The organism is Neorhizobium alkalisoli, from assembly GCF_007829835.1.
Classification (GTDB): Bacteria; Pseudomonadota; Alphaproteobacteria; order Rhizobiales; family Rhizobiaceae; genus Neorhizobium.
This window is the reverse complement of sequence record NZ_VIWP01000006.1, coordinates 56408-72101: the sequence shown is the minus strand read 5'-3', so window position 1 is coordinate 72101 and position 15694 is coordinate 56408. Positions and strand designations below refer to the sequence as shown.

Below are 15694 nucleotides of genomic sequence, written 5' to 3'. Positions count from 1 at the left end.
ATCAGTCCTCGAATGCTTCTGTTTGAATGCGCCGGCCGAGCATAAACGCATCAGCGACATGCACCAGCGGCGAATAATCGGTATCGCTTGCGCCATTGTTCACGAGCGCGACGAAATCCCGATAGATATTGCGGTATTCACGGTCTTCTTCGACGATCTGGGCGACCCCGTCGACGATCAGGCGGCTGCCGCCATGCGTCAGGACGACGGAACCTTCTTCCGTCTCGATGCGGATATCCCAGGTCTGCGGGCCGGTCTGGCGCCAGTCGAACTCGGCGCCGACGGGAATGCCGCTGGCCGTTTCGAACGACAGGCTGGCTGCGATCGGGGCTGCGCGATTGGCCGGGAAGGTCAGCTCGGAGCCGACGAGATGAAAGCTTTCCGGCATGATGCGGGTCACGATCGACAGGGCATTGATGCCCGGATCGAATACGCCAAGACCGCCCGGCTCCCAGATCCAGGCCTGGCCCGGATGCCAATGGCGGACATCTTCCTTCCACTCGACGGAAACGCTCTTGATCTTGCGTTTGGCAATCAGCGCCCGCGCCGGCTCGACGGCAGCGGCAGCACGCGAATGCCAGGTCGAAAACAGCGACAGACCCTTGGCCTTTGCCATTTCGGCCAGCGCAAACACTTCCGACAGCGTCGCGCCCGGCGGCTTTTCGAGCATCACATGCTTGCCCGCATCAAGAGCGGCCTTCGCCTGTTCGAAACGGCCTTGCGGCGGCGTACAGAGCGACACGGCATCGATCGCGATGTCGGAGGCGAGCAGATCGCCGATTTCGTGGAAACAGGCAATGTTGTCGAGCTTAGCATTGCGGCTGGCGACGGCAACGAGATCGATGCCGTCGGTCGCTTCGATGGCGCCGAGATGCTGGTCCCTGGCAATCTTTCCAAGTCCGACGATGGCGAGACGAATGGGAGCCATGACCGCCTCAGAGCGCCTTGACGGAAACGGGCGTCTCGGCTTCGACCGCGAGACGGTTGACGAGCGGTAGCGTGAACGGCGCAGCCACGATCTCGAACACGTCGCCCGGCTCGGTCTTGATGCCTTCCGAGAAGGAGAGCGTCGCCGTGCCGAAGAAATGCACATGCAGATCGCCCGGTTGACGGAAGAGATCGTATTTGAAATTGTGGTGTTCGAGATTGGCGATCGTGTGCGACATGTTCGCTTCGCCGGACAGGAACGGCTTTTCGAAGATCACCTTGCCGTCGCGGACGATCTTCGACGTGCCTTCGACATGCGCCGGCAGCTCGCCGACCAGAAGTTCCGCGCCGAGCGATGCCTGGCGCAGCTTGGAATGAGCGAGCCAGAGATAGTTGCCCTTCTCGGTCACGTGGTCGGAAAACTCGTTGGCGAGACAGAAACCGAGGCGGAACGGCGTGCCGTCCGGGCCGATCAGGTAGATCGCAGCAAGTTCCGGCTCTTCGCCGCCATCGAGCGCGAAGGACGGAGATACGAGGTCTTCGCCGGTGGCGCGCAGCTGCGTGCCATTGCCTTTATAGAACCATTCCGGCTGCGCGCCGACTTCACCCGCCTTCGGCTTGCCGCCTTCGACGCCGAGCAGGAACATGCGCATGGAATCGGTCGGCTTGTCGGTGGACTGTGCCGCCTTGTGCATCTTGTCGCGACCATCGGCAGAGCCGAGATGGGTCAGGCCGGTGCCGGCGACGACGAAATGGGCAGGATCGGGATGGGAGACCGGAATGGCAAGCTTGCCTTCCTTGGCGGCCTTGTCGAGATCGACTTCCTCGCCGAGACCGGCAAATTCAATCTCCTGCGCCAGCGTGCGGCCGGCAGCAATGGCCTTTGAAGCCAGTTCATATGTGGAGGAAACACCGTTGACCGCACGCGGCCGCCCTTCCCCGTTCCACGCCACAACCTGAATTGCGCCGGCGTTCGCAACCTGAAGAACTCGCAACATGTATTTCCACCCGAATAAAGTCTGATATTGATGACAGGAAGCGCTCCCGAGCCCCCTGCCGTTCCTCCCGCCAGACCTTTAGATCCGATGCGGTCAATAATACGACTATTGGATAGTGCGTCATCTTGTCAAGAACGGCAATTCGGCTTGACAGCCCTTTCCTTATGCATGCTCATATTTATTTCATAATAAATTTCAATTACTTATCAGTTTATGCCGATTTTTTAATCGGATAAATCGTGATCGGCGTCAAATTTTATCCTTGCAAAAGTATTATTATATGCGAATCCTTCAGCCGTCAGATTGCTTCATCATCTCTGGGAGGATTAAGATGAAAAGAGCACTACTGGCGACGGTTGCCGTCGCCTTTTCCGCATGCCTGGCTTCGGGCGTTTCCGCAAAATCCCTGACTGTAGGCTTCTCGCAGATCGGATCCGAATCCGGCTGGCGCGCTGCCGAAACCACGCTGACCAAGCAGCAGGCCGAAAAGCGTGGCATCACGCTGAAATTTGCCGATGCGCAGCAGAAGCAGGAAAACCAGATCAAGGCGATCCGCGGCTTTATCGCCCAGGGCGTCGATGCGATCCTGATCGCACCGGTGGTCTCCACCGGCTGGGACGCGGTTCTGAAGGAAGCCAAGGAAGAAAAGATCCCGGTCATCCTGCTTGACCGCGAAATCGACAGCCCGAAGGACCTGTTCCTGACCGCCGTCACATCCGACCAGGTCTATGAAGGCAAGGTCGCCGGCGAATTCCTCGCCAAGGATGTCGGCTCCAAGGACTGCAAGGTCGTCGAGCTTCAGGGCACGACCGGCTCTTCGCCGGCCATCAACCGCAAGAAGGGTTTTGAGGAAGCGATTGCTTCGCATTCCAACATCAAGATCGTTCGTTCGCAGACCGGTGACTTCACCCGCACCAAGGGCAAGGAAGTCATGGAAAGCTTCATCAAGGCTGAAGGCGGCGGCAAGGATATCTGTGCCGTATACGCCCATAACGACGACATGGCCGTCGGCGCCATCCAGGCCATCAAGGAAGCCGGCCTGAAGCCGGGCACCGACATCAAGGTCGTCTCGATCGACGCCGTGCCGGACATCTTCCAGGCCATGGCCAAGGGTGAAGCCAATGCCACGGTCGAACTGACCCCGAACATGGCCGGCCCCGCCTTCGATGCGCTGGAAGCGTATCTGAAGGACAAGAAGGAGCCGAAGAAGTGGATCCAGACGGAATCCAAGCTGTACACGCAGAAGGATGATCCGATGAAGGTCTACGAAGCCAAGAAGGGCCTCGGTTACTGACCACCCGCTATCGGCCGCGCATCACTTTTGAGCCCGGCCCATCAGTCCCGGAGCGGTTTTGCCGCCGCTCCGGTCCCTAGAGCGCCGTGCGTCCGAACGGACGCGCATAGGACGCTCTAATTCATTGAATCTAAAGTGTCGGGCCGAAAATCGGTCCAGATTTTCGGCCCGACACTTTAGAAAGATGCGGGACAAGAGCATGTCGAATATTGTTTCCCCACTCGAAGCCCATTCCCAGCCAGCGACCGCCGCTCTTCTTGAAGCCAGAGGAATAGGAAAGTCCTTTCTCGGCATCGCGGCCCTGGATGGCGTCGATTTCACCCTGCAGCGCGGCGAAATCCATGCCCTGCTCGGCGAAAACGGCGCCGGCAAGTCGACTCTGATCAAGATCCTGACGGGTGTCTATTCGCTGGAGCGCGGCACGATCCGCCTTGATGGCGTCGATGTGAAGCCGGCCGATGTTGCCGCCGCACAGGCGCTCGGCATCGGCACGGTCTATCAGGAAGTCAATCTTCTCGAAAATCTGACCGTCGCGGAAAACCTGTTTCTCGGCCGCCAGCCGCGTCGTTTCGGCCTGATCGACAAGCGCGAGATGCGCAAGCGCTCCGCTGCGCTGCTGTCCCGTTACGGCCTCGACATCGATGTCGATGCGCTGCTCTCATCCTATTCCGTCGCAATCCGCCAGATCGTCGCCATCGCCCGCGCCGTCGATCTGTCCGGCAAGGTTCTCGTTCTCGACGAACCGACCGCCAGCCTCGACGCCCATGAAGTCGAGATGCTGTTCACCGTCCTGCGCCGCCTGCGCCAGGATGGTCTCGGCATCATCATCATCACCCACTTCCTCAATCAGGTTTATGACATCGCCGACCGGGTGACGGTTCTGCGCAACGGCCGCCTCGTCGGCTCAAAACCGATCGCCGACCTGCCGCGCCTCGATCTCATCTCGATGATGCTCGGCCGCGAGCTGCAGCACATTACCGGCGACCGCCAGGTATCCGCCGACAGCGTCGCGAGCGACGCCCAGCCGCCCATTCGTTTTGCCGGCTACGGAAAGCGCGGCAGCGTCGCCCCCTTCGACCTCGACATCCGCCCCGGCGAGGTTGTCGGCATTGCCGGCCTGCTCGGCTCCGGCCGTAGCGAGACCGCCTTCCTTCTGTTCGGCATCGACCGCGCCGACAGCGGCACCGCCTCTGTCGATAACAAGACGATCGCCCTTACCTCGCCGGAAACGGCGATCGCCAACGGCTTTGGCTTCTGCCCCGAAGAACGCAAGACCGACGGCATTATCGGCGATTTTTCCGTGGCCGATAACATCGCACTTGCACTTCAGGCCCGGCAGGGCTGGGCCAAGCCGATCTCGTCGCGCGAGCGCCAGGCGCTGGCCGAAAGTTTTATCAAGTCGCTGGACATCCGCCCGGCGGATGCGAACCGGCCGATCAAACTCCTCTCCGGCGGCAACCAGCAGAAGGCGATCCTCGCCCGTTGGCTCGCCACCGAACCGCGGCTGCTGATCCTCGACGAACCGACCCGCGGCATCGATATCGGCGCCCATGCGGAAATTCTGAAGATGATCGAAAGACTCTGTGCCGACGGCATGTCGCTGGTCGTCATCTCCTCCGAACTCGAGGAACTGACCGCGATTGCCCACAGAGTCATCGTGCTCTCCGACCGCCGCCATATCGCCGAGCTCGCCGGCGATCAGGTGACGGCCGACAATATCATGCAGGCGATTGCCGCCCCTGCCCGGACGGAGGCCGCCTGATGAACAGTGTGACCCGGCGCCTTCGCCGCCTCGCCCCGCAGATTATTGCGCTTGCCGCGATCCTTGCGCTGATTACGGCAGTCGCCCCCGGCTTCCTGACCATTTCGGTCCAGAACGGCCGCATCTATGGAAGCCTTGTCGACATCCTCGTGCGCGCAGCACCCGTGGCACTGCTGACGATCGGCATGACGCTGGTCATCGCCACCCGCGGCATCGATCTATCGATCGGCGCCGTTATCGCCATCTGTGGTGCGATCGCCGCAACCTTGATCAGCCATGACTATCCAATCTGGGTCGTGATCCTCGTTTCGCTCGGCGTTGGGCTTGCCTGCGGCATCTGGAACGGCGTGCTTGTCGCCCTTCTCGATATCCAGCCAATCATCGCCACTCTGATCCTGATGGTCGCCGGCCGCGGCATTGCCCAGCTGATAACCGAGGGTGTCATCCTCACCTTCAACAATGACGATTTTGCCGCCATCGGCTCCGGTGCCTGTTTGGGAATTCCGATCCCGATCTATCTCTGGCTCGGCACCGGCCTGCTGATCGGCCTTCTGGTTCGCCGCTCGGCGCTCGGTTTCCTGATCGAGGCGACAGGCATCAACCGCCGCGCCGCGAGCCTTGCCGGCGTGCGCGCCCGCTTCCTGCTCTTCTTTGTCTACGCCATCTCCGGCATCTGCGCCGCCGTCGCAGGCCTCATCGTCACCGCCGACATTCGCGGTGCGGACGCCAACAATGCCGGCCTCTGGCTCGAACTCGACGCCATCCTCGCCGTCGTCATCGGCGGTACCTCGCTCAACGGCGGCCGCTTCTCGATCACGGCATCGCTGATCGGCGCGCTGATCATCCAGTCGGTCAATACGGGCATTCTCGTTTCCGGCTTCCCGCCCGAGTTCAACTTGATCATCAAGGCCGTCATCATCATCATCGTGCTGACGCTGCAATCGCCGGCGGTCACCGGCCTTCTCGGCTTCGTCCGGTTCTCGAAACGGGATCCGAAACCCGTGACCAAGGCCAATGGAGCGGCACAATGATCCACACCCGCAACCTGCCCTTCATCACCACGCTCGGCATTTTCGTGATCGCCTATGGGCTCTGCATCCTGCAATTCCCGAACATGCTCTCGACCCGCGTGATCGGCAACCTCCTGACCGACAACGCCTTTCTCGGCATCGCCGCCGTCGGCATGACCTTCGTCATCCTGTCGGGCGGCATCGACCTGTCGATCGGTTCGGTGATTGCCTTCACCAGCGTCTTTGTGGCCGTTCTGGTTGGCTCGCTCGGCGTCCACCCGCTGGTCGCCTTCGCCGCCGTTCTGGTCATCTCGACTATTTTCGGCAGCCTGATGGGCGCGATGATCCGTTATCTCGGCATCCCGCCCTTCGTCGTCACGCTGGCCGGCATGTTTTTGGCACGCGGCGCGGCTTACCTTATCTCCACCCAGTCCGTGCCGATCTCCCATGAGATGATCGATGCGATCCAGGGCTTTTATTTCCGCTTCCCAGGCGGCGGCCGGCTGACGGCGCTCGCCATCCTGATGCTGGTCGTTTTTGCGGTCGCCAGCGTGATTGCCGGGCGCACGAAATTCGGCGCGAATGTCTATGCGATCGGCGGCAACCTGCAATCAGCCGAACTGCTCGGCGTTCCGGTCGGCTCCACCACGATCGGCATCTATGCGCTGTCCGGTTTCCTCTCCGGTCTCGCCGGCATTGCCTATACGCTCTACACGTCCTCGGGTTATTCGCTGGCAACGGTCGGCGTCGAGCTTGATGCGATTGCAGCGGTCGTTATCGGCGGCACGCTGCTCACAGGCGGCGTCGGGCTGGTCGCGGGCACATTCGTCGGCGTGCTGATCCAGGGTCTGATCCAGACCTATATCGTTTTCGACGGCACGCTCTCCTCCTGGTGGACGAAAATTGTGATCGGCGTACTGCTTTTCGTCTTCATCGTGTTGCAGCGCGGAATCATCTGGTATTCAAACAGGCGATTGGCCGAAAACCGGCTCAAGGAGGTTTGATTTGGGTCTGTTGGAAACAACGATCAACGGCCGCAAGCGCCGCAGCAACCACGCCCATGTGGTCGCGGAACTGGGTCGCGGGATTGTTTCCGGCAAGATCCCGGAAGGTTCGCTCCTGCCCGGCGATACGGAGCTTTCCGCCCGTTTCGGCGTGTCGCGCACCGTGCTGCGCGAGGCGATGAAGACGTTGGCCGCAAAACGCCTCGTCGAAGCCAAGGCCAAGGTCGGCACCCGCGTGCTCGAAAAGGCCGGCTGGAATTTCTTTGATTCGGACGTGCTCGGCTGGCGCTTCGAGGCCGGCCTCGATTACGAATTCATCGAACATCTGGCCGAAATGCGTATGGCGCTGGAACCGGCCGCCGCAGCAGCGGCCGCCCTTCGCGCCAGCAGCGACGATTTCGTCTCGCTCTACGCTATCGCCGCGAAATTCGACGATATCAACCACACGCCGGAAACGATCGCCAAGGTCGACCTCGAATTCCACCTCGCGATCGCCCGCATGTCCGGCAACCCGTTCATGCGTTCGGCAAGCGCCCTGATCGAGGCGGCACTCGCCATATCATTCCAGCTTTCGTCACCGGCCTCCTCACCGGAAACGATCGACGAAGTCGCGACCAATCACCTGCGTATCGCCCACGCCATCGCCTCGCGCGATCCGCAGAAGGCGACCAAGGCGATGCGGCACGTCATCGAACTTGGAAAGATCCGCATCCGCAATTCGATCGAGGCAACCGGCCAGCCGGCTGATGGCGAAGTGACGCCGCTGGTCACGACCTGATCAGCCAAGCTCCAATGTCGTAACACCGAACACCCGGCTCATAGGCATTTCCGGAGCGGCTCCGCGATACATCCGCGCCGTTACAAAACCCTGCGAGAACCCGAGGGCCTCAAGCGCCGCGCTGAAAGCGGTCTGGCTTTCCGGCACATCGATATGAAGCGTCTCGCCGTCCGCTTCGGCGGCGCAGGCCTTGAGAAGCTGCATCGCCTCGTCAAAACCATCCGCGAAAAGCGGGCCGATCTTGTAGCCTTCCCGGCATTTCCGGCAGACGGCATAACCGGCTATCCCGCCGCCGGGTGCCACGACCCGCGTGATCCGTGGCGGCTCCAGCCAGACACTCAGGAAAGCAGCGCGGTCAGCCGGGAAAACAGTCCTGTCATAGGCGACGATATCAGCCTCAAAATCCTCGGCGGAATGGATATCGGCAAATGCCTCCACCTGCCCGAAAGCCATCGCGTCATCGGTAATCCTGCCGCTCCAGCGGATCGTCCGGTAGGCCGCGACAAAACCCATGCTGCGATAATTCGCCTGCTGCTCCGGCACGCCGTCGAGCCCGATCGTGCGGCCATCGAGATGCGCCATGCCGGCATCCCAGGCAAGTCGACCAAAACCGCGGCTGCGAAAATCGGGATGGGCGATATAGAGGCCGATGAAGCCGAAGTCAGCACCGTAGCGGACGGCGGATATGCCGGCTGCGAGGCGCCCATCGACAAAACAGCCGATAAAGCCATCCGGATCCGCCGCATGAAATGCAGCTGCATCATCAAGGCCGGGATTCCAGCCTTCTCCGGCTGCCCAATCAATCAGCTGACCCACCTCATCAAGCGACAGAGGGCGAATGACCGGTTGCGCAGTCACGACGCCTTGAGCTCCTGCGGTGCAAATTTTTCCAGCAGACCCTTGTAGGGTTTTGTCACCGGCGTCGCATAGGCGCCCTGTTTGGCGGTCGAGAGACCAAGCGCCACCAGCGCTTCCGCCTGTTTCACCGCCGCCGCCACGCCATCGACGACAGGCACGCCGAACTCGGCGCGAAGCTCGGCCGTCAGATCCGCCATGCCGGCACAACCGAGCACGATCGCCTCGGCCTTGTCTTCCTTCAGCGCAAGAGTGATCTCTGCCCGCAGCCGCTCGCGGGCATTCGAGGCCGGATCCTCCAACGACAGAACCGGAATGTCGGCAGCCCGCACCTTGCAGCGTCCGGACATGCCGTAACGATGGACCAGATGTTCGAGCGGCAACCGCGAGCGCTCCATCGTCGTCACGATCGTAAAGCGCTGGGCGATGAAGGCGGTTGCGGCGACAGCCGCCTCGCAGATACCGATCACGGGAATATCCGCGAGCGCCCGCGCCGCATCGAGCCCGGTATCGTCGAAACAGGCGATGATTGCCGCCTCAGCGCCTTCCTTCTCTCCCTTAGCGATTTCGATCAGCATGCCAGGCACGGCAAATGCCTCGTCATAATAGCCCTCGATCGAAACCGGGCCCATCGAGGATGTAACGGCGACGATTTCCGTGCCTGCATTGGCGACCCGCCTTGCAGAGTCGGCGGCCGTCGCCGTCATCGTCGCGGTCGTGTTGGGATTAACGAGCAATATGCGCATAAAAAAGCCTCAGGACCGCAGCCGGCGGCGGTTGAGATGAACGATGAGGCCGAGCGTGCCGGCGATGACGAGGAAGGAAAAGACCGTCGTGACGGTGCCGAGCGCATAAAGCACCGGCGTCGTGACATTCGTCGTCATGCCATAGATTTCGAGCGGCAGCGTGTTGAACGAGCCGGCCGTCATCAGCGTGCGGGCGAATTCGTCATAGGAGAGCGTGAAGCCGAACAGGCCGACGCCGATCAGGCTCGGCGCGATCATCGGCAGCACGACATGGGCAAAGGTCTGCCACGAGCTTGCGCCGAGATCGCGCGCGGCTTCCTCGTAGGCCGGCGAAAAGCGGTTGAAGACAGCAAACATGATCAGCACGCCGAAGGGCAGCGTCCAAGTCAGATGCGCGCCAAAAGCCGAAGAATACCAGGACGGCTGCAGGCCGATCTGCTGGAAGACGACGCCAATGCCGAGCGAGATGATGATCGAGGGCACGACGAGGCTGGCGACGGCCAGATAAAACAGGGCCGTCGCACCGATGAAACGGCGCCGGAAGGCAAGGCCCGCCAGCAGGGAAACCAGAACGGTGACGATCATCACCATGATGCCAAGCATCGCCGACCGCCGGAACGAGCCGCCGAAATCACCGACCGCCTGTGTCTCGAACAAATTGGCGAACCAGCGCAGCGACACGCCGTTGAGCGGGAAGGTGAGACCGCCATTCGGCCCCTGGAAGGAGAGGATCAGGATCGCCGAAAGTGGCCCGTAGAGGAAAAGGACAAAGACTGCAAAGAAGATCGCCAGAATGTAGAACTCGCGAGAACGTTTTTCCCTGTGCATCTCAAAGCTCCTTGCGAATATCGACGATGCGCAGGATGCCCGCGACCATCAGGAGAACGAGAACGAGCAGCACGACGGCGTTGGCCGCAGCGGCCGGATATTGCAGCAGCGACATCTGGTTCTTCATCATCAGCGCCACCGAGGCGCTCTGCCCACCGGACATGACCTGCACGGTCGAAAAATCCGCCATGACGAGGGTGACGACAAAGATCGTGCCGATCGCGATGCCAGGTTTCGCCAGCGGGATGATGACATTGGTCAGGATCTGCACACTCGATGCACCGGCATCACGCGCCGCCTCGACCAGCGATTTGTCGATACGCATCAGCGTGTTGAAGATCGGCGTCACCATGAACAGCGTATAGAGATGCACCATGGCAAGCACGACGGCGAAATCGGAATAGAGCAGCCATTCCACCGGCTCGGATATGATACCGGAATGGATCAGTCCCGAATTGATGATGCCGTTGCGGCCGAGAACCGGGATCCAGGAAATCATGCGGATGATGTTCGAGGTGAGGAACGGCACGGTGCAGACGAGGAAAAGCACCATCTGCATGGCGGTGGTACGGATGTGGAACGCGAGAAAATAGGCGACCCAGAAACCGATGAACACGGTGATCGCCCAGACGATGACGGCGAATTTCAGCGTGTTGAGATAGGTCTTCCAGGTGACCCAGGAGCCGAGCGTTTCGGCATAGTTCATCGTCAGGAAATCGGGATACATCTGGGCAAAGTCGTAATCCCAGAAGCTGACCACCGCGATCATGGCGATCGGCAGGAGAAGAAACGCGCCGAGGATGACCGTCAGCGGCGTCGCCTGAAGATAGGAAATCGCAGCCGGCGACAGGCGAAAGGCCTTTTTCGGGCTTTCGATCTTGTCCGTCTCGGAGGATGTCATCGTCGCCATTCAGTCGCTCCCTGTTTGGGGCTCGCTTGAGCCGGCCCCTCATCCGCCCTGCCGGGCACCTTCTCCCCGCAAGCGGGGAGAAGGAAATTTGTGGCACCCACCCTGCCCTCGATCGGGGCACGTCCCCTCTCCCCGCGCGCGGGGAGAGGGCTAGGGTGAGGGGCAATCTCCGATCGCGGAGAATTAAGCCGCGATGAACTCGTTCCAGCGGCGAACCATGTAGCGGTCTTCGTCCATGACGGAGTTCCAGCATGCCACATGGCCCATGCGCTCTTCGAACGAGCCGCCGTCGCGGACTGCGCCGGCCTTTTCCATGACCTTGCCGTCCGGAGCAACGATATCGCCCTTGGCGGCCTTGCCTTCGATCCAGTAGCCCCATTCGTCCTCGGTCATGAAGCCCTTGGCGGTGTCCATGGCGGCCGAATAGTAACCCTGGCGGTTGAGGTAGGCGCCGACCCAGCCGGACGTGTACCAGTTGATATATTCATAGGCTGCGTCGAGCTTGGCACCCGAGAGATGCGAGGCAAGGCCAAGACCGCCGCCCCACGAGCGATAGCCTTCCTTGAGCGGCTGGTATTTGCAGGCGATGCCCTTGGAGCGGACGGCGGCGACGGCCGGCGACCACATGGACTGGATGATGACTTCGCCCGATGCCATCAGGTTGACCGACTCGTCGAAGGACTTCCAGAAGGCGCGGAACTGGCCGCCCTGCTTGGCCTTGATCAGGAAGTCGATCGTCTTGTCGATCTCTTCCTTGGTCATGTTGCCCTTGTCGGCATATTTGATATTGCCCATGGCTTCCATGATCATCGCGGCATCCATGATGCCGATCGACGGGATGTTGAGGATCGAGGTCTTGCCCTTGAATTTCGGGTCCATGATGTCGGCCCAGGTCGAGATCTCGCGGCCGACGAGGTCCGGACGGATGCCGAGTGTATCGGCATTGTAGATCGTCGGCATCATGGTGAAATACTGGGTCTCGCCCTTGGCGAACTTCTTGTCGCCCGGCTTTTCGACGAAGCCGACCGTGTGTGGCGCGGTACCCTGCGCGATAACGCTGTCCGGCTTCAGCTTGCCGTTCTTGAAGAGCGGCACGACCTTGTCGTAATATTTCAGCTTCTTGACGTCCATCGGCTGGATGACGCCGGCCGGGTAGACCTTTTTCAGGATCCAGTATTCGATATCGGCGATGTCATAGGAATTCGGCTGGGTGACGGCGCGCTGGGCGGCGGCATCCGAGTCGGTTGCGGTCATTTCGAGCGTGATGCCAAGGTCGGCCTTGCACTTCTCGGCAATCGCATTGAGGTTCGAAACACCGGTGCCGAACTGGCGGATGGTGATCGGGTTCTGCGCCCAGATGGTCGGGAAGCCGGTGATGACGCCCGAGCCGGCGGCGAGACCGGCAGCTGCGGAAGCGGTCTTCAGCAGCGAGCGGCGCGAAATGCCCTTTGCTGCCTTCTTGGTCTCAGTCATGTTCAGTTCTCCTCTGGTTGGTTTTTTTGAAAGTTGATCAGTGTGTCAGCCGGCCGAGGACGATGGCGTCCTCCGGCCCCCAGGACAGCGGGATCGCCTCGCCGACCTTGACGGGATTTGCGAAAAACTCGGTGTCGCTGAGGATCGCGGTAAAATCCTCGACGCCGGCACCGTTGACGGTGAGTTTTACGGACGACCCGCGATATTCGACGTTGGAGACGGAACCGGTGAAACCGAGGCCCTCTTCCGAAGGCGCGCCGATCCGCACATGGTCGGTGCGAATGGCAATATCGGCCGTGTCGCTCAGGCCCGCGGCCCCGACATCGGTCGCCAGAAAATCGCCGCCCGCCGGAACCGACAGTTTCAGGCGATTGCCCTGATGGCTGATGACGCGGCCGGAAATGACATTGTGGTCGCCCATGAACCGGGCAACGAAGGCGGTCGCCGGCCGCTCGAAGACGACACGCGGATGCGCGGCCTGCTCGATCCGGCCATCGTTCATGATGACGATGATATCGGCCAGCGCCATAGCCTCTTCCTGGCTATGCGTCACATGCACGAAGGTGATACCGAGCGAGGTCTGCAGCTTCTTCAGCTCCGCCCGCATGCGGATTTTCAGGAATGGATCGAGCGCCGAAAGCGGCTCGTCGAGCAGAAGCGCTTCCGGATCGGTGATCAGCGCGCGGGCAAGCGCCACACGCTGCTGCTGGCCGCCGGAAAGCTGCGCCGGGCGGCGGGTTGCATAGGCTTCGAGCTGCATCAGCTTCAGCATTTCGAGCGCCTTGGCGCGCCGGGCATCCTTCTCGACACCCTTCATCTTCAGGCTGAAGGCAACATTGTCGATCAAGTCGAGATGCGGAAACAGCGCATAGGACTGGAACATCATCGCCGTGCCGCGCCTTGCGGGCGGCAGGTCGGTGACGACGGTATTGCCAAGCCGCACGTCACCCGACGAAATACTCTCGTGACCGGCGATCATCCGCAGCGTCGAAGTCTTGCCGCAGCCGGAAGGTCCGAGCAGGCAGCAATAGGTACCGGCCGGTATCTTCAGGCTGATGGCATGGACAGCCGTGGTCGTTCCGTAGATCTTCGAGACGGATGCGATGTCGATTTCGGCGGCTTTGCTCATGCGGCGCTCCCTTGCGTCTGAAAAGGGAGATGCATCCGCCGTGCCAGTTCAATCAAACCTATGATCTGAATAGGTTTTATTGAAGCGGCTATTTTTCAGCCACCCGAGTTGCGCAAAAATCGTGCGATCGTTTTCGATCCGATGTGCAAATCGTATGCAATCTTGGCAGTGGATGGAAAACAACCCGGTTGGCAATCTGCCCTGACTCGCGGTAGAACTTGTGCGACGGGAAATCGCCCGGGAAACAGCCATGAATATTAGCGAAAAAATCACTGCAGGCGAGACCACACCGGAAGACAGGTCACTGGCGATCCGCGAAGCATTGCGCAATGCCATCATCGACCGGAGGCTGGCGCCCGGCACGAAACTTTCCGAAAACGAAGTCGGCGCGCTGTTCGATGTCAGCCGTACCGTCGCCCGCGCCGCCCTGCAGATGCTGACCTTCGAAGGCCTGGTGAAAACCGAACGCAATCGCGGCGCCTTCGTCTCCAACCCGACGCCGGAAGAAGCCAGACAGATCTTCGCCTCCCGCCGGCTGATCGAACCCGGCATCATTGCTGCCGCCGTCGAACGCATTACCGATGCCGATATCGAAGAATTCCGCCGACAGCTGCAGGAAGAAGAAAGCTACATGAACGAGCGCGGCCCTGCCGCGCGCCGCGCCGAGATCAAGGCGTCCGGCGATTTCCATCTCATGCTCGCTTCCGTCGCCGGCAACGTCATCCTGCAGCGCTTCATGGACGAGCTTGTGGCGCGCTCTTCGCTGGTGATCGCCCTATACGGACGCACCGGCGTTTCGAGCTGCGGCCATAGCGAACATTTCGCCATTCTCGACGCACTGCAGGCCGGCGATGGCGAACGGGCTGCCGCCCTGATGCTGCACCATATCGACCATATCGAGGCCGATCTCGATCTCCAGATCAAGCAGGGCCTCGGGTTGAAGGATGCATTGACGCTCGCCTGAGCCGCGAATGAGGGTCGCTTTTTCCGGCCTCATCCCGCACTGCAAAAGCGCGTTGACTCTCGCAAAAAAGCTCTGTCTATTTGTATAGTCAATTGCAATGGCGAACCGGGGTCAACCTGGAAGAGCCGGCGCAAAAAGGGAACAGCTATCCGGCGGAACCTCGCCAATAATGCGGAGAAATCAGCAAATGCTCAAGAAACATCTCGTGAAGGCCGCCCTCGGCGCAGCTCTTCTCATCAGCACCGCCCTGTCCGCGCATGCCGATGCGCTTTCCAAGATCAAGGAAGCCGGTGTCATCAAGGTCGGCACCGAAACCGCCTTCGCTCCCTTCGATTTCATCGATGCAGGTGAGCATGTCGGCCTCAATGTCGATTTCTTCGCCGAGCTCGGCAAGGATCTCGGCGTCAAGGTCGAATGGGTCGCCCTTCCCTGGGACGGCGTCTTCCCGGCACTTGAAGCCGGCAAGTTCGATTTCGTCGCTGGCCCGGCCACCATCACCAAGGCGCGCCTTGAGCGCTTCAAGATGACCGCGCCGATCGCCGAAGCAACGGTCGCGATCCTCAAGAAGGCCGGCGACAAGACCATCACCAAGCCGGAAGACATTGCCGGCAAGGCTGTCGGCGCCGGCAAGGCGACCGCCCAGCTCGCGCAGCTGCAGGAATATTCGGCAACCCTGCCGAAGAAGGTCGATGCCCGCGAATACGTCTCCTTCAACGATGCCTATGCCGACCTCGCAGCCGGCCGTATCGTCGCCGTCGCCAACTCGCTGCCGAACATCGCCTTCGTTGCCAAGCAGCGCAACGGTGCCTTCGAAGTCGTCACGCCCGCCTTCGGCAAGAAGGCCTATTTCGGCTTCATCGGCAAGAAGGACGCCGATAGTGCGACGCTCGTTGAATACGTCAATGCGGAAGTCCTGAAGATGAAGAAGGACGGCCGTCTCGGCAAGATGCAGGAAAAGTGGTTCGGCACCACGTTCGACACGCCGGATGAAGTCAACGACCCGGCATTCTAAGCAT

At 60.8% G+C, this 15694-nt stretch carries 15 protein-coding genes; 7 read left to right on the top strand and 8 right to left on the bottom strand.

The features are described from left to right. Position 1 precedes the first annotated feature (1 nt). Both FHW37_RS22060 and araD1 read right to left on the bottom strand, forming a co-directional pair. Positions 2 to 928: a Gfo/Idh/MocA family protein gene (locus FHW37_RS22060; protein WP_145640308.1), complete on the bottom strand. Its 927-nt coding sequence runs from the start codon at positions 926 to 928 to the stop codon at positions 2 to 4. Positions 929 to 935: 7 nt separating this feature from the next. Next, positions 936 to 1925: an AraD1 family protein gene (araD1, locus tag FHW37_RS22055; RefSeq protein WP_145640306.1), complete on the bottom strand. Its 990-nt coding sequence runs from the start codon at positions 1923 to 1925 to the stop codon at positions 936 to 938. Positions 1926 to 2250: 325 nt separating this feature from the next. Between araD1 and ytfQ the strand changes: the two genes are divergently transcribed. The 5 genes from ytfQ to FHW37_RS22030 all read left to right on the top strand — a co-directional run bounded on the left by ytfQ (position 2251) and on the right by FHW37_RS22030 (position 7773). Continuing rightward, on the top strand, positions 2251 to 3219 hold the full coding sequence (gene ytfQ / locus FHW37_RS22050) for a galactofuranose ABC transporter, galactofuranose-binding protein YtfQ (protein ID WP_281407272.1): 969 nt from the start codon (positions 2251 to 2253) through the stop codon (positions 3217 to 3219). A gap of 199 nt (positions 3220 to 3418) precedes the next feature. Then, the gene (locus FHW37_RS22045) at positions 3419 to 4981 is read left to right on the top strand and encodes a sugar ABC transporter ATP-binding protein (RefSeq protein WP_145640302.1); all 1563 of its coding nucleotides are present in this window, start codon (positions 3419 to 3421) and stop codon (positions 4979 to 4981) included. Then, positions 4981 to 6012, top strand: a complete 1032-nt coding sequence (locus tag FHW37_RS22040) for an ABC transporter permease (RefSeq protein ID WP_186458354.1) — start codon at positions 4981 to 4983, stop codon at positions 6010 to 6012. The genes FHW37_RS22045 and FHW37_RS22040 overlap by 1 nt, the downstream gene beginning before the upstream one ends. Beyond that, on the top strand, positions 6009 to 6995 hold the full coding sequence (gene yjfF, locus FHW37_RS22035; protein ID WP_145640300.1) for a galactofuranose ABC transporter, permease protein YjfF: 987 nt from the start codon (positions 6009 to 6011) through the stop codon (positions 6993 to 6995). Before FHW37_RS22040 ends, yjfF begins: the two co-directional genes overlap by 4 nt. A 1-nt stretch (position 6996) precedes the next feature. Then, positions 6997 to 7773 (top strand): FadR/GntR family transcriptional regulator, encoded by a 777-nt coding sequence (locus FHW37_RS22030; RefSeq protein ID WP_145640298.1) that lies wholly within the window; start codon positions 6997 to 6999, stop codon positions 7771 to 7773. Here the strand turns inward: FHW37_RS22030 and FHW37_RS22025 are convergent, their stop codons facing one another. The 6 genes from FHW37_RS22025 to FHW37_RS22000 form a co-directional block, all read right to left on the bottom strand. Continuing rightward, on the bottom strand, positions 7774 to 8631 hold the full coding sequence (locus tag FHW37_RS22025) for a GNAT family N-acetyltransferase (RefSeq protein ID WP_145640296.1): 858 nt from the start codon (positions 8629 to 8631) through the stop codon (positions 7774 to 7776). Beyond that, the gene (locus FHW37_RS22020) at positions 8628 to 9374 is read right to left on the bottom strand and encodes an aspartate/glutamate racemase family protein (RefSeq protein WP_145640294.1); all 747 of its coding nucleotides are present in this window, start codon (positions 9372 to 9374) and stop codon (positions 8628 to 8630) included. Before FHW37_RS22020 ends, FHW37_RS22025 begins: the two co-directional genes overlap by 4 nt. Before the next feature lie 9 nt (positions 9375 to 9383). Next, the gene (locus tag FHW37_RS22015) at positions 9384 to 10202 is read right to left on the bottom strand and encodes an ABC transporter permease (RefSeq protein ID WP_145640292.1); all 819 of its coding nucleotides are present in this window, start codon (positions 10200 to 10202) and stop codon (positions 9384 to 9386) included. Between the two features lies 1 nt (position 10203). Next, a complete protein-coding gene (locus FHW37_RS22010; protein WP_432442889.1) occupies positions 10204 to 11103 on the bottom strand; it encodes an ABC transporter permease in 900 nt (299 codons plus the stop codon). Between the two features lie 192 nt (positions 11104 to 11295). Beyond that, on the bottom strand, positions 11296 to 12585 hold the full coding sequence (locus tag FHW37_RS22005; RefSeq protein ID WP_145640289.1) for an ABC transporter substrate-binding protein: 1290 nt from the start codon (positions 12583 to 12585) through the stop codon (positions 11296 to 11298). Positions 12586 to 12622: 37 nt separating this feature from the next. Beyond that, positions 12623 to 13714 (bottom strand): ABC transporter ATP-binding protein, encoded by a 1092-nt coding sequence (locus FHW37_RS22000; RefSeq protein ID WP_145640287.1) that lies wholly within the window; start codon positions 13712 to 13714, stop codon positions 12623 to 12625. 250 nt (positions 13715 to 13964) lie between these two features. Here FHW37_RS22000 and FHW37_RS21995 point away from each other — a divergent pair, with 250 nt between their 5' ends. Both FHW37_RS21995 and FHW37_RS21990 read left to right on the top strand, forming a co-directional pair. Then, a complete protein-coding gene (locus tag FHW37_RS21995; protein ID WP_145640286.1) occupies positions 13965 to 14678 on the top strand; it encodes a GntR family transcriptional regulator in 714 nt (237 codons plus the stop codon). A 187-nt stretch (positions 14679 to 14865) separates the two neighbouring features. Further along, the gene (locus FHW37_RS21990; RefSeq protein ID WP_145640284.1) at positions 14866 to 15690 is read left to right on the top strand and encodes a transporter substrate-binding domain-containing protein; all 825 of its coding nucleotides are present in this window, start codon (positions 14866 to 14868) and stop codon (positions 15688 to 15690) included. The last annotated feature ends 4 nt before the right edge of the window (positions 15691 to 15694 follow it).

Excerpts from the sequence above, each read along its gene's own strand:
- araD1 (WP_145640306.1), bottom strand. The coding sequence starts at position 1,925 with ATGTTGCGAGTTCTTCAGGTTGCGAACGCCGGCGCAATTCAGGTTGTG.
- FHW37_RS22010 (WP_432442889.1), bottom strand. The coding sequence starts at position 11,103 with ATGACATCCTCCGAGACGGACAAGATCGAAAGCCCGAAAAAGGCCTTT.
- FHW37_RS22015 (WP_145640292.1), bottom strand. The coding sequence starts at position 10,202 with ATGCACAGGGAAAAACGTTCTCGCGAGTTCTACATTCTGGCGATCTTC.
- FHW37_RS22020 (WP_145640294.1), bottom strand. The coding sequence starts at position 9,374 with ATGCGCATATTGCTCGTTAATCCCAACACGACCGCGACGATGACGGCG.
- FHW37_RS22040 (WP_186458354.1), top strand. The coding sequence starts at position 4,981 with ATGAACAGTGTGACCCGGCGCCTTCGCCGCCTCGCCCCGCAGATTATT.
- FHW37_RS22060 (WP_145640308.1), bottom strand. The coding sequence starts at position 928 with ATGGCTCCCATTCGTCTCGCCATCGTCGGACTTGGAAAGATTGCCAGG.
- FHW37_RS22005 (WP_145640289.1), bottom strand. The coding sequence starts at position 12,585 with ATGACTGAGACCAAGAAGGCAGCAAAGGGCATTTCGCGCCGCTCGCTG.
- yjfF (WP_145640300.1), top strand. The coding sequence starts at position 6,009 with ATGATCCACACCCGCAACCTGCCCTTCATCACCACGCTCGGCATTTTC.
- FHW37_RS22000 (WP_145640287.1), bottom strand. The coding sequence starts at position 13,714 with ATGAGCAAAGCCGCCGAAATCGACATCGCATCCGTCTCGAAGATCTAC.
- FHW37_RS21990 (WP_145640284.1), top strand. The coding sequence starts at position 14,866 with ATGCTCAAGAAACATCTCGTGAAGGCCGCCCTCGGCGCAGCTCTTCTC.
- FHW37_RS21995 (WP_145640286.1), top strand. The coding sequence starts at position 13,965 with ATGAATATTAGCGAAAAAATCACTGCAGGCGAGACCACACCGGAAGAC.
- FHW37_RS22045 (WP_145640302.1), top strand. The coding sequence starts at position 3,419 with ATGTCGAATATTGTTTCCCCACTCGAAGCCCATTCCCAGCCAGCGACC.